The organism is Streptomyces sp. JLBT605 (assembly GCF_058215555.1).
Window position 1 is genome coordinate 565,858 of the sequence record NZ_CM177087.1, and the last position, 12,931, is coordinate 578,788.

General features: G+C 72.8%; 7 protein-coding genes. 3 read left to right on the plus strand and 4 right to left on the minus strand.

Translation table 11 applies throughout. The features are described from left to right. The first annotated feature begins 482 nt into the window (after positions 1-482). Positions 483-1,727 (plus strand): GNAT family N-acetyltransferase, encoded by a 1,245-nt coding sequence (locus tag AC4BDD_RS02730; RefSeq protein ID WP_490689351.1) that lies wholly within the window; start codon positions 483-485, stop codon positions 1,725-1,727. Between the two features lie 330 nt (positions 1,728-2,057). Here the strand turns inward: AC4BDD_RS02730 and AC4BDD_RS02735 are convergent, their stop codons facing one another. Further along, complete coding sequence (locus tag AC4BDD_RS02735; protein WP_490689352.1) at positions 2,058-2,639, minus strand: ATP-binding cassette domain-containing protein; 582 nt, start codon at positions 2,637-2,639, stop codon at positions 2,058-2,060. Positions 2,640-2,773: 134 nt separating this feature from the next. On the opposite strand from AC4BDD_RS02735, the gene AC4BDD_RS02740 reads away from it, so the two are divergent. After that, complete coding sequence (locus tag AC4BDD_RS02740) at positions 2,774-7,426, plus strand: phage tail protein (protein ID WP_490689353.1); 4,653 nt, start codon at positions 2,774-2,776, stop codon at positions 7,424-7,426. Continuing rightward, positions 7,423-8,091 carry a hypothetical protein gene (locus tag AC4BDD_RS02745; RefSeq protein ID WP_490689354.1) on the plus strand — a complete coding sequence of 223 codons (669 nt, stop codon included), beginning with the start codon at positions 7,423-7,425 and terminating at the stop codon, positions 8,089-8,091. Before AC4BDD_RS02740 ends, AC4BDD_RS02745 begins: the two co-directional genes overlap by 4 nt. Before the next feature lie 280 nt (positions 8,092-8,371). Here the strand turns inward: AC4BDD_RS02745 and AC4BDD_RS02750 are convergent, their stop codons facing one another. Genes AC4BDD_RS02750 through AC4BDD_RS02760 form a run of 3 tightly spaced genes read right to left on the minus strand, consistent with a single transcriptional unit; the run spans position 8,372 to position 12,929 of the window. Then, positions 8,372-10,528: an ATP-binding protein gene (locus AC4BDD_RS02750; protein WP_490689355.1), complete on the minus strand. Its 2,157-nt coding sequence runs from the start codon at positions 10,526-10,528 to the stop codon at positions 8,372-8,374. A gap of 5 nt (positions 10,529-10,533) precedes the next feature. Then, positions 10,534-12,390: a hypothetical protein gene (locus AC4BDD_RS02755; protein WP_490689356.1), complete on the minus strand. Its 1,857-nt coding sequence runs from the start codon at positions 12,388-12,390 to the stop codon at positions 10,534-10,536. Continuing rightward, positions 12,387-12,929 (minus strand): hypothetical protein, encoded by a 543-nt coding sequence (locus AC4BDD_RS02760; protein WP_490689357.1) that lies wholly within the window; start codon positions 12,927-12,929, stop codon positions 12,387-12,389. Before AC4BDD_RS02760 ends, AC4BDD_RS02755 begins: the two co-directional genes overlap by 4 nt. Positions 12,930-12,931 lie beyond the last annotated feature (2 nt).

Below are 12,931 nucleotides of genomic sequence, written 5' to 3' on the forward strand. Positions count from 1 at the left end.
TGTCCGAAAACTGGGTGGTCATGCCCACCTGCCTGCCGATCCTTCTCCGCCATTGCCATGGGTGCGCCTCCGGGCTCCTGAACCTGCCGCACGGCCGCGGCCTGCCGGCCGAACTGCTCCAAAACCCGGCCGCACACCGCCGCGACGTGGGCGGCTCGGGTCGAGCCGACCGGCCGGCCTGGCAGTCGCCGTACGGTCCGCCGCCGCGCCGGGCGCACCGCGGCCGGTGGGCGCCTGTGCCGGTGTTGCCCAGCTCTCGGTCCGCGTTGCGGCCCGGACACCTGTGCGGCCGGTGCGACTGATCCGTACGGTCCCGACTGCTGGGCACGCGTGGGGGCCAGGGCCATCAGGGCTGCCTCGGCCCCGACGCGGTCGAGCTGTTCCCCTGCCGTAATTCGTTTGACCGGGCCACGGGTCACCGCTGCACTGTGGCGGGGCACCATGAATCGTGGTGCCGGCATTCCGGGGAGGCAGCGGCAGCAATGGAGATCCGTCCCACCACCGACAAGGATCTCGAGGTCTTCGTCGACACACTTCACGGCGCGTTCGGGCGCTTCCCGGAGACCCCGGCCGAGGGTGGCGGCGGGGTCTGGTGGTCGGCGCTGGAAATGGACCGCAACCTGCTCGCCATGACGGCGGACGGGCGGCCCGTCGGCACCGCCGGTGCCTACTCCTTCGAGCTCACCCTGCCCGGTGAGATCCTCGTCCCGGCGGCCGGGGTGAGCTTCGTCGGTGTCCTGCCCTCGCACCGACGCCAGGGCGTACTCAGCACGATGATGCGGCATCAGCTCACCGAGCTGCGGGCCCGAGGGGAGTTCCTCTCCGTACTGCTGGCCTCCCAGGCGCCGATCTACGGCAGGTTCGGCTACGGACCGGCGACCTACACCCAACGGCTGACGGTGCCGCGCCACCAGGCCGCTCTCGCCGTCCCCCGGGCGCGCGGAACGGCCGACGCCGCAGCGACCGGCTCGGACACCGGCTCGGACACCGGCTCGGTCGAGCTGCTGCGGCGCGCCGAGTGCGGCGCGATCCTGGAAGAGGTCTACGACCGGTACCGCCGCGCCCAGCCCGGCGCGCTGTCCCGGCCCCACCGCTGGTGGGCCTTGGGCGCGGGGCAGCCCCCGATCTCTCCGGCGCCGCGCTACGTCGCCGTCCACCGTGACGCCGACGGCGTCCCGGACGGGTACGCCAGCTACTCGGTCGAGTCCGGCACCCTGAAGGTCGACGAGACCATCGCCACCGACGACGCCGTCTCCATGGCCCTGGTCCGGTTCGTACTCGGACACGACCTGATCACTCAGGCCGTGTTCAGGCACTTCCCGGCCGATCACCCGCTGCGCTGGCAGCTCGCCGACTTCCGCGCCGGCCAGGTGAGCGACGACACCGACTGGCTCTGGGTGCGGCTGCTGGACGTCCCGCGCGCCCTGACCGCGCGCGGCTGGTTCAGCGACGGCGAGCTCGTCCTCGACGTCGACGACCCGTTCCTCGGCGAACACGGCCGCTACCTGCTGACCGTCCGGGACGGCAAGGCCGACTGCGTCCCGACGGACCGGGAGCCCGACCTGTCCCTGGACGTGCGCGATCTGGGCTCGGTCTACCTCGGCGGCACCGCCCCGAGCAGGCTCGTACGTGCCGGACACATCCGGGCCCACCACCCAGGCGCGGCCGCCCTCGCCGACGCCCTCTTCCGCACCGACCGCCCCCCGCACTGCCTGCACTGGTTCTGACCGAAGAGCCGGGGAAGGCGGTCCGGCGTTCGGCCTGCACGACGCACGGCATGACCGCCGCTACCGCGGCGCGCCCTCGTCAGCCGACGTCCCGGCGTCGGAAGAGGACGGCGGCCAGGCCGGTCCGCGGCGAAGGTGCCTGGCAGGAGGGTGGCGGCGAGTACGGCCTGCCAGAGCACCGCGGTGACGAACGCGGCGCCGGTGAGCGCGCCGTCAGGCGGGCGGCGAAGACGCGGCGTCGACGGCCTTCCCAGGTCAGCACGGTCGGCATGAGTCCGGCGTGCCAGTCGGCGCCGATGGAGGAGGCGCCGATGACGAAGGAGCCGGCGATCAGCAGCGGGCCGGTGGTGCGGTAGACCTGGTCGAGCTGGCGCAGGTGGAAGTCCGGGTCGAGGGCGGGGGTGACCTTGCGGCACAGGCGGTCGCGCTCGGCCGGGTCGGCCGACCAGGCGGCGCGCTGCCAGCGGCCGCGGCTCCACCCACAGCAGCCGCCCCACGCCTCACGCCCTCCCTCATGGTCGTCCCCGGACTCGTGGTCGTCCCCGGGCCGCTCGGGCCGCTCGGACTGCTCACGATCCGGCCCTGAACCCGCGCGTACTCGCTGGCGGAATCCGCGCCCAGCACCCGGCACGAGCCCGCCGTCGGACGCGCCAGTCCGAGCAGGCACCGGATCGTGGTCGTCTTGCCCGAGCCGTTCGGCCCCAGGAACCCGAACACCCCACCGGTGGCACACGCAGGTCCAGCCCGTCGACCGCCGCGATCCGGCGACCGCGGCCGTGCCGGTACTCCTTGCGCAGCCCCCGGACCTCGATGGCGTACAACGACCAGACCTCCGCCCACACCGTAAGCAGCTCCCCCGCCGGCGGCGACCCGAGCGACCGCCCCGGCCCTCATCCGCGACGACAACCACATCCGGTGCGCGGAGACGCTTCGGGGGATACGGAGGTGACGGTCCCGTCACGCCCGGGTCGGCACACTGCGTCGGGGTGTCCCTGAGGCACCGAGCTCTGGTCGCCACCGAGACGCTGGGGGAGGGATTCCGTCCGATGCCGGCGCCGAAGGCTCTCGCGGTGCGGCCGGCGGTCTCGACAGCGGTCTCCGCGCCGACGAAGCAGCGGCCGGAGACGAGCGGTTCCGCACCGCCGACGGCCACGTCCAACGCGGTGGTGACGGCCGCCCTGGTGGGCGGGGGCGGGCCGGTCCTGGTGGGCGGGGGCGGGCCGGTGACGGCTCCGCCCTTCCCTGGGCGGCCGGCGCCCGCCGCCCAGGACATGGTCGGCAACGGCGCCGTCGCCGCGGCCGGCCGCCGCGAGGAGGGTGCCGCCCGGGCGGCGACCGCCGTCGCCCCACCGGCGCAGGGCGCGGAGGCGGAGGCTCCCGCGGTCCACGGCGCCGGACAGGAAGTGAAGGCCCGGCCGGGCCCGGACGCGGACCCGAAGTTCGCCTCGTTGAAGAAGGACGTACGGCGCAAGAAGCGGGCGCTGGCCGCCTCGCACCCGCCACCGCGCGCGGAGGCGGTGGCGGCACAGGACGCCGCGCTGCCCCCCAAGGACGACGAGGAGGCGCAGGGCAAGACCGCCAACGCCGAGAAGATGAACGAGGCCCAGCCCAAGGAGTTCGACAAGGACGCGTTCATCAAGGCGGTCGAGAAGGCGATCGCGGACAAGGCGCCGAAGAACCTCGACGAGGCGGACAAGTTCGCCGACTCCGGCAAGGCCGACGAGGTCCGCGCGGAGGTGCACGGCAAGGTCGGCGAGGGAAGGTCGGACTCGGCCGAGCAGATCGCCACGACGACCGCCGCCGCACCGGACACATCGGCGGCCGTGCCCAAGAAGGTCGTACCGATGGGCGCGGACCGGCCTCCTGGCACGCCGGGCGCGCCGAACCCCGCGCAGGCCGTGCCGGACAGACTGCCGCCGTCGGCCACCGACATGTCGGCGGGACCCGCCGAGGTCAACCAGCGGATGACGGACGCCCAGGTCACCGAGGCGCAGCTGCGCAAGTCCAACGAGCCCACGTTCAACCAGGCGCTGGGCGAGAAGAAGGCCGCCGAACGGCACTCCGACACGGCCCCCGGGCGGCTGCGCAAGCACGAGGCGGCCGAGCTGCGCTCGTCCACCGCGCAGGCCAGGCGGCTGGGCACCGCCGCGATGAACGCGATGGGCGCCCAGCGGGTGCGCACCGGGCAGCAGGTCGACATGGGCAAGACCGGTACCAAGAGCCGGGACGAGGAGAAGCGGGCGCAGGTCACGGCGGTCCTGCAGGGCGTCTTCGACACGATGAAGAAGGACGTGGAGGGGATCCTGGAGGGCCTCGACAAGCTCGTCGACGACCAGTTCAGCCGGGGCGAGAAGGCGGCTCGGGAGGCGTTCACCGCCGAGCACCGTCGGAAGATGGACGAGTACAAGGACCGCCGTTACAAGGGCGCGATGGGCAAGATGCGCTGGCTGCGGGACGCGTTCGCCGGGCTGCCGGCCGAGGCCGACAAGATCTTCGAGGAAGCCCGCGACCATTACGTACGCCGGATGCGGCAGGTGATCTCCGAGGTCGCCGACACCATCGGCGCGGAGCTGAACCGGGCCAAGCGGCGCATCGCCCAGGGCCGGGCCGAGCTGCGGGACGCGGTGCGCAGGCTCCCTGCCGAGCTGCGGACCATCGGGCAGCAGGCGGCGGCCGAGTTCACCGACAAGTTCGACGCGCTCACGCAGACCGTGGACGACAAGGGCACCCAGCTCGTCGACACCCTGGCCACCAAGTACACCGAGGCGCTCAAGTCCGTCGACGACGAGATCGCCACGGAGAAGGAGAAGAACAAGGGGCTGGTCGCCAAGGCCGTGGACGCGGTCAAGTCCGTGATCAACACGATCCTGGAACTGAAGCGGCTGCTGCTGGCGGTCCTCGCCAAGGCCGCCCAGGCGGTCCTGCTGATCCTCAAGGACCCGATCGGGTTCCTGCGCAACCTGGTCTTCGCCGTCGGCGCCGGTCTGCGGCAGTTCCTCCAGAACATCGGCCGCCATCTGCAACAGGGCATCATGTCCTGGCTGCTGGGGAAGACGGCCGAGGCGGGCATCGAGATGCCGGCGCGGTTCGACACGCAGGGCGTCCTGCGGATGCTGGCGAGCCTGCTCGGGCTGACCTGGCAGAACATCCGCTCCCGGATCGTCCGCAAGGCCCCGGGGATGGAGCCGGCGATCAGCCAGGCCGAGTCGGCGGTGCCGCTGGTCGCGGAGGTCCGCAAGCGGGGCGTCGCCGGGATGTGGGACGACCTCAGGACGCGCGTGGGCGACCTGCGCAAGGACCTGCTCGACAAGGTGATCGCGTACGTCACCCCGACAATCGTGGTGGCCGGGATCATGTGGGTGATCTCGCTGCTCAACCCGGCGTCCGCGTTCGTCCGCGCCGTGAAGCTGATCATCGACATCGTCCGGTTCGTCGTCACCCAGGCCCGGCAGATCTTCGAGTTCGTGAACGCGGTGCTGGACGCGGTCATCGCCATCGCGCGCGGCGGCAGCGGGGGCGTGCCGGCGATGATCGAGCGCGCCCTGGCCGGCTCGATCCCCGTCCTGCTCGGCGTCCTCGCCGCGATCCTGGGCGTCGGCGGCATCGCCGCCAAGGTCAAGGGCATCGTCCAGGCGATGGCCAAGCCCGTGAACCGGGCGGTGGACTGGGTGATCGACAAGATCGTGGGGCTGGTGAGGAAACTCTGGGCCAGGATCAAGTCCGGGTTCGAGAAGAAGAAGCCGCGCAAGGACCGCCCGGGCCGCAAGCGGCCGGACAGGCCGCGCCGCCGCAGGCGTCCGGACCAGCGGCGACGTCCGGACCGGCGCAGGCCGAAGCCGCGGCGCGACCCGAAGAGGAAGCGGCCGGACAAGCGCTCCGAGCAGGCCAAGAGGCGCGCCTTGGACGCCGCCGTGCGCGACGCGACGCGGCTGCTCAACGAGGAGTCGGCGACGGTGAAATCCGTACGGGCCGGGCTTCCGGCCATCAAGCGGCGCCACCGCCTCACGCGCATCCAGCTCAAGAAGGTGGCCGGCGACAAGCACCGCATCAAGGTGTCCATCAACCCGGACGCGGAGACCCCGATCGAGGACCTGGGGGAGAAGTTCCCCTACAAGATCGGCTCAGCGGAGGGGCATTTCAAGATCAGGAAGCATGGGAAGGTGGCCGACCAGCTCAACGAGATCAAGAACCTCCCCATGGCGGGGCGCGACAAGCGGACCGGCTTCGTCGTCAACATCGCGGCGATCCCGGGCGAGGTCAAGAAGAACCCGGGCATGGCCGCCCGCTATCTCCACGACGCGTGGAAGCACCCCGAGACCAAGCACTTCGGGGCGGTGAGCACCGCCGTCGTGATCGGCGTCAACACATTCGAGCACCTCGACCAGAAGAACGACAGCAAGGTCCTCAACGAGGCCATCGACACCGTCAAGCGGCCGCTCAAGCTCATCATGGCCGTGTTCGGCTTCATCTGGACACCGAGGTGGCTGCACAAGGACGGTCATGAAGTCCCCATGGCGGAAGTGCGCAAGAAGTACCGGGAGCTGAAAACGGCCGACGAGAAGCGGATCGCCGAAGAGCACGAAAAGGGCCTGCGCGACAAGGGCGCGCTCCCCTACGGCCTCTTCCGCGAGCAGGTGATGAACTCCTCGTACACCCGCGAGGCGGCCGCCATCCTGTCGCACGCGAACGACCAGGTCCACATCCTGGGCCAGGACGCCGACACCGCGGCCGCGGTCTCCGAGACCACGGGTGTCATCGCGGCGTACAAGCAGATCCTGGACGCGATGGAGAGCCATCCGCAGATCACGATCGGCGGCTACCACTTCAAGGGCTTCGACTGGAGCCCGGAGGGCGACCAGCGCCCCAAGCAGCTCACGCTGCTCGCCAACGAACTGGATCGGGCGATCCGGGTGGCCATCTCCAAGCGGTTCCCGCAGATGCTCTACCCGACCGAGCCGAACATGCTCATCAAGGCGTGGGACCGCCGCCGGCCCGACGGCCTCTTCCAGAACAGCCGCATCGATGCCCTGCGCCAGATCCAGGGCGGGCTCTACGGAGTGGGCAGTGCGGAAGGACGCCACCTGCGGGTCCAGTTCATGGAGCTCTTCGGCCGGGACTTCACCGTCGCCTACACCCCCGAGGCCTCCACCACCACCAGCCCGGAGCCGAAGGACGACGACCGGGGCCTGACGGTGCAGCCGGCGGCCGTCCACCGCGCCGATCGTGGCGTGATGCGGGTCAAGGGCGGCGAGGAGAAGGCCATCCGCGTCGCGCACCGCATGTACGCGATCATCATCCAGTCGCAGTCCTACGCCAGTGCCCGTACCCTGACCAGGGAGTTCTTCTACGCCAATCCCGGGATGCTTCCCAGCATCCGGAAGAAGCTGGAGAAAACGGTGTTCCCCCATGTCGAGGACATCGCCATGCTCATGGCCGACAACCCCGGGCTGAGCACGAGCAGCGGCCCCGTCCAGGCGCACCTGCGACGACTCGCGGAGACCGTCGGCCGGCTCACCCGCGGCGCCGAGCAGCGGGGCGACGAGCAGACCAAGCAGATCGTCGAACGGGCACATGCCGTGACGCGGGAGATCGTCACGGCGATGACCGCACCCCAGATGCGCCAGTTCTGGGAGAGCATCGGCACGGCCCTGGACGAGGCGATGAGAGACGCACCGGGACGGGGAGAACAGCCGCAGTGACACCGGAGACCGTCAACCGGCTGCGGAACGAGGCGTCGCGCGGCGACTACGCGTCGATGGCACGGCTGGCGCAGGCGCTGTACGAGAGCGGTCTCGGCTCGCGCGAGGTGGTGCGGGAGTGCTACGGCGTCGGCCTTCCCGAGGAGTTCTTCGCCCTCACCGAGGCCGGGTCACGGGTTCGGTACCTGCTGGCCTACTTCACCAACCAGCCCTGGCAGCTGGCCGTACCGCCCCGACGGGGTGGCCCGGCCGACACCCCCGACGAGATGGCTGACGTCGAACTGCTGCTGCTGGCCCGTGACCCCGATCTGATGCCGCTGTTTCAGATTCCGGCGCACGATCCGGCGGAGGATGACCGTGTCGTCTGCTACCGGCTCGAGGAGCTGCGGGCGGGCCGCTCCACGGTCTACTGCCTCGCCATGTCGGTCTACCCCGACGTCGAGCTCCGTCACGCGGAGCCGGTGCGATGCGGGGGGACCATGCTCGCAGCCTTGTACGACGCGCACGCCGACCACCTCCGCAGCCTGGAGGAGGAAGCGAGCCTCCCGTCGAACCGGGGCGCCGGGTCGGTCGACCGCAGCGAGGTGGAGCAGGCGCGGGAATCGGTCGAACTGCTGGCGGAGTTGATCCGGAGGGTGGCCGGGTCCCCGTCTCAGGAGGGATGAACGCTCTTCGGTTTCGCCGCCGGGAGCACGGCCACGGGCAGCGCCATGACTGCGCCCGCATGGGCCGCCGCGTCCGCCACTGCCGCGTTGCCCACCTGGTTCTGGCCTGCCAGGAGCAGACGTTCGAGGACGGTCGGCGGTCTCGTGGGAGCTGGGGCGGGCGAGGCCGCCGGGGCCGGTGTCTGGCGGGTCGCCGTCGCGGTCTCCTGGGGGCGCGCCGGTGGGACCGGGGCCAGGAGCCGGTGCAGGGAGAGCGGGGGTTCGGTGGGCAGCATCGGCGTCACCCCTGGGATGCGTCGTCGAGCAGATGGGCGTGGGGACCGAGTTCGGACGGACGCAGCAGGCGGGCCTCGCGCTGGAACTGGCGCGCCACCCCGCGTACGACATGCCGCATGGCGATAGCGTCGCCGCCGCCGTCCGCCGCGGCCAGGGCGGCGGTGCGGGCAGCCGCCGTGATGCCGGCGCCCGTCATGTCCAGGCGGGCCAGCGCGGCCAGGTCCACATCGGCACAGAGCGGGGCCTGTTCGGGAAAGGCCAGCCGCCACAGCCTGCGTCGCTCGGCCACGCCCGGGCGGGGGAAGTGGACCACGAAGTGGAAGCGCCGGGTGAACGCCGGGTCGATGTTGTCCTTGAGGTTGCTGGTGAGGATCACCAGGCCGTCGCTGGCCTCCAGGCGCTGCAGCAGGTAGCCGACTTCCAGGTTGGCGTAGCGGTCGGTGCCGTGCTTCACCTCGCCGCGCTTGCCGAACAGCGCGTCCGCCTCGTCGAAGAGCAGCACCGCGTGGCTCTCCTCGGCCTGCCGGAAGGCGGTCTCCATGTTCTTCTCCGTCTCCCCCACCCACTTGGAGACGACCTGGGCGAGGTCCACCTTGAGCAGTTCCAGGCCGAGCATGCCGGTGACGATCTCGGCGGACAGGGTCTTGCCGGTGCCTGGCTCCCCGGTGAACAGCGCCTTGACCCCGCCGTGCGCCGAGCGGCGGGCGAAGCCCCAGGTCTCGGCGATCCGGGGCCAGGCGCGGAAGGCCGAGGCGATCTCCAGGATCTGGCGGAACTGGACCTCGGGCAGGACCAGGTCGTCCGCGGTGCGCCGGGGCGCGATCGCCTGCACGGCGCTTCCGCCGCGCCCTCGGGTGACGGTGGCGATGGCGGGTTCGACATGGTCGGCGACCGGTTCGGGGCGGCCGTTGCCCGCCAGCCGCGCCGCGGCGTCCGCCACCGACGCCACGGCACGCAGTTCGCCGCCGCTCATCCGGTACCGCACGGCCAGGTCTTCCAGGAGCGTTCCGTTCAGGTCGGGGAGGGCTGCCGACCACATCGCGCGCCGGTCGGAGAAGCCGGGGACGGGGACGGTGAGTTCGGCGTACGCGCGCGCGGCGAGCAGGGCGGCCGGGCGCCAGGGTTTGAGGCCGGTCAGGCAGACCGGCACGCGCGAGCGGAGCAGCGCGGCGGACACGGTGTCGAGGTGCTGCCGCTGCGGCTCGGCGCGCAGGTCGTCGGTGGGGATCCACAGCACCGCGCCCAGCGCGGCGGCCGTGCGCAGGTCGGCCTCGGGGTCGCCGGTCAGGGTCCGCAGCGGTGCTCCGGCCGCTTGGGCCAGGGCCTGTACGGCGTCGAGCTGGCCGTCGGGTGGAGTGCCCCACAGCCCGGCCAGGTCGATGGCGCCCGATCCCAGCGCGCGGCCCAGCCGGCCCAGCCGCTCCGAGGACAGATGCGGGGTGAGGGCCTGTGGATCCGGTCGCGCGACCTCGCCGGGGTCGTGGCCGAGCAGACCGGCGTCCGAGCCCCAGCCCAGCAGGAAGTCCAGGACCCCGGGGCCCAGGACGAGCTCCTGGGCGAGTCCGACCGCGGCCTCCTGGTAGGTGCGCAGCAGGCCGTACCGGCGCAGTGGCCCGGCCGGTCCGAGCGCGCGGCGCAGGGCGAGCCGGGCGGCCGCGCTGGGCTCCTGCGGCGCCTCCGCCGCAGCGGGCTTCCCCGGCGCTGCCGCCGCGCTGGACGCCCCCACGGTGACCAGCAGTTCCACGCTCGGCAGCCGGCGGTTGAGGTTGTCCACGATGTAGGCGTAGATCCGCTCATAGCCGCGGTCGAGTTCGGGCGCGGCAACCAGCAGCAGCGCGTCCTGCTCGGCGCGGGTGAGGCCGAACCGGGTGGCGAGCGCGTCCAGCGGAAGGGTCCGGCCCTCGGCCGACGCGCGCCGCCTCAGCTCCCGTTCGGCCTCCGGCTCCGGGCGCTGGGGTGCGCGGCGCTCGGCCATCGCGTCGGTGAAGGCGCCGACCTGGCCGAGCAGCACGTCGACCTGTTCATCGGTCACGCAGTACGGCGTGAGGTCCGGCCGGGTGAGCCGGGCCGCGATCCGCGCCTGCCGCTCGACGGCGGCGCGCAGCGCCCGGTGGAGCTCCGCGAGGCGGATCCGCAGGTGTTCCAGCGCCGGTTCGGCCATGTGACTCACCCTCCCGAGAACGTGAGGGTCCGCCCACCCAGCCAGACCACGTCGGGCACGTCGGCGAGCAGTCCGCCGCGCAGCAGATCCGCGTGGCGCCGCCCCATCGGGACGCGCACCCGGACGGCGGCGGGCTCGAACCGGACGGTGGCCTCCAGGTCGGCGAAGCGGCGCAGGGCCAGTAGTGGATCGGGGGTCTCGTGGTCGCGCCAGAGCGTCCAGGCGATCGTGGACAGGCCCAGGGCCGCGGCGAGGGTGACGGTGCGCTCTAGGGGGTGTCCGACGGGTCTGCGCGGCGTCGCGACGCCGACCCATCGGACATCCCCTGGTCCACCGTCCGGTGCGAGTGGTACCGCCCTGCGCTCGGTGACCAGGGCGGTGACCAGCCCCGCGAGCCGGTCGGCGTGGCCGGGCAGTTCGGCGGCGATGCGCGGATCCGGCAATCGCTTGGCGGTGCCTGTCCACAGGGGCGTACGCCAGGGAAGCCGCTCGACCGGATCGCCGCGCAGCGGCCGTACGCCGGTCAGGAACGGCACGCCCGCCGCGTCCAGTTCGCGGAGCGAGCCGGGGGGAAGGGGGCCGCCGCAGACCAGCACGGGGGGCCGCCCGCAGCTTGGCCAGTGCGGCAGCAGCGCGGCGACGTCCGCCGCCCAGGCGATCGGGAACATGCCCTGTCCGTCGACGAGGAGCAGCCCGTCGTCGGCGCCGGTGAGCAGGAGCGGGTCGGCGGGGTCGTGGCCGCGGCACACCGAGAGCGCCAGGACGCCGTCGAGCACCGGGAGCGCGGGGCGCACGACGCGGGCGAAGGCGGCAAGCCGCTCCTCGGCGACGGGGGGTTCGAGTCCGGCGAAGGCGGCCGCGGCCTCGCTGTCCTGTTCGCCGCGGCGCCAGCCGCGCGCGGTCACGCCGAGCACCTTGTACGCCAGGGCGGCGGCGAACAGCGGTGCGTCCTCGGCCAGTTCGGCAGCGGCCAGGGCGGGGCCGATGGCGTCGAGGTAGCCGATGCGCGCCAAGGGGCCGGCGAGCAGGAACGGCAGCGCGGACGTCACGTGTACTTCTCCGGTGGTGCGGACCAGGGCGGCGCCGTGCGCCGGCGACGCCGGCTCCCCCGCCGCAGGCTCATCCGGGTCGGCCAGGGCCCGCACCAGCCGTGCCGTCTCCTCGCGTCCGGCCGACCTCAGGTACTCGGCGACCGGCTCGGGCAGGGCCTGGGCGCCCGCGCCCCCGGCGCCGGCCCTGGCCCCTGCCTCGGCCTCGGCCTCGGCGAGCAGGCGCTCGGGCAGCACCTCGGCGAGCCTGTCGGGGCCGGCGTGCCGGCAGAGCTCCACCAGCAGCCGGGCGGCCGTCATCTCGTCGGCGTCCAGCAGGGCGAGCGCGCACAGCCGGAGCGACCCGGGGGGCAAGAGCGTGAGCAGCGCGTCGAGTTCGCCCCGTTCGGCGAGTTCGCCGAAGAGCGCGGCGGCCGAAGGCGCCTCCCATGGCGCCGCCTCGGCCGCGAAGGAGTCCGCAAAGGAGTCCGGAAACGACCACGCCTGTGCCTGCTCCTCGCCGGGGAGCTCGACCGTCGCGACCGGCGCGAAGTACGCCTCGGCAGGCGCCCGATCGGCGCCGGGCCACCCGGGCCCGCCCGGCCGGACGGTGACGGTCACCGGCTCGGTGATCTCCAGGTCCGGGCCGTCGCCGTCCAGGTGCGCTGCGAAGTGGTCCGCGAGCAGCTCCGGGAGGGTGTCGATCACCTGCCGCACCAGGCCGCGCGGGTCGGGCCCCCAGCTCCACCCACCGCGCCGGACCACGGTCACCGTGCACCGGTGAACGGTGATCTCACCGGTCTCCCCGGCGGCCGGTGCGGTGGGCGCGGTCACGGCACCCTCCCCTCCTCCAGGCGGCCCGCCCAGCCGGCCACCAGCACCAGCACGCCGTGCACGCTCTTCGCCGCGAGGCTCACCGGCAGCTTCACCTGGGTCTGCCGGGCGGGGAGTTCCCCGGCGAGCACATGCGTGTCCTGCTCGTCGGAGATCAGGGCGATCACCTTGGCGGTGCCGGTGGACTCGACGGGCACCTTGATCGTGAGCCCGTCCGTCCCCAGTCCGATGGTGCCGCCATCGGTCCACGACGCGAGGTGTTGCAGCGTGGGTTTGGGCTTGCCCTCGGCTGTGACCTCCACCCCGAAGGCCAATGGGTCGGCGAGCGCGGCCGGTTCGTCGTCCACGACCGCCACGGCGAGCTCCCTGGCGTTCAGCGGGAGGGTCGCGACGCGGCCGTCGTCGAGCGAGACGCGCAGCGGCAGGGCGCGTCCGACGAGCGCGGCCACGTCGGGCCGGGCGCTCGCGCTCGCGCCGGTCAGCGCCAGCGCGCCCAGCACATGGCCGGTGTCGGCCGCGTACACCACGGTGAGAGCCATAG